This is a genomic window from Clostridium sp. SGI.024 (assembly GCF_050315195.1).
GTDB lineage: Bacteria > Bacillota > Clostridia > Clostridiales > Clostridiaceae > Clostridium.
This window is the reverse complement of the sequence record NZ_JBNPON010000150.1, coordinates 1-817: the sequence shown is the minus strand read 5'-3', so window position 1 is coordinate 817 and position 817 is coordinate 1. Positions and strand designations below refer to the sequence as shown.

At 29.7% G+C, this 817-nt stretch carries 1 protein-coding gene; it reads left to right on the top strand.

Going from position 1 to position 817, the window contains the following annotated elements; all coding sequences use genetic code 11:
• Positions 1 to 811 (top strand): dTDP-glucose 4,6-dehydratase (gene rfbB, locus ACQRD5_RS17140; RefSeq protein WP_427747113.1); only part of this gene is annotated, 811 nt, incomplete at its 5' end.
• Positions 812 to 817: the final 6 nt, after the last annotated feature.

The window sequence follows — 817 nt, the reverse complement described above, 5'->3', positions numbered from 1 at the left end:
TCACTTTGCAGCTGAATCTCATGTTGATAGAAGTATAAGAGAACCAGAAGTATTTGCAAAAACAAATGTTTTAGGAACAGTTAATTTATTAAACTGTGCCAAAAATGCATGGGAAACAGAAGATGGATGGAAAGAAGGAGTTAAATTCTTACATGTTTCAACAGATGAAGTATATGGTTCACTAGGAGAAACAGGATACTTTATGGAAACTACTCCATTAGATCCACATAGCCCATATTCAGCAAGCAAGGCTGGATCAGATATGATGGTTAAGGCATATGGAGATACTTATAAGATGCCAATTAACATAACAAGATGTTCTAACAACTATGGACCATTCCAATTTCCAGAAAAGTTAATACCACTTTTAATTAATAACTGTCTTCAATTAAAGGATTTACCTATATATGGTGATGGATTAAATATAAGAGATTGGTTATATGTAGAAGATCATGCAAAGGCTATAGATATGGTTATTAACAATGGAAGACTTGGTGAAATTTATAATGTTGGTGGACATAATGAAAGAACTAATCTTCAAATAGTAGATACAGTTATTAAATACATTAATGAAAATGTAGATAGTAATGTAACTGAAAGCTTAAAGAAGTTTGTTGAAGATAGAAAAGGTCATGATAGAAGATACGGAATAGACCCTACAAAAATTAAAGAAGAATTAGGATGGTATCCTGAGACTACATTTGAAGTTGGAATAGTAAAAACAATTAAATGGTATTTAGATAATAAAGAATGGATGAATAATGTAACTTCAGGTGATTATAAAAAGTATTATGAAAATATGTATAAATAAAAATAT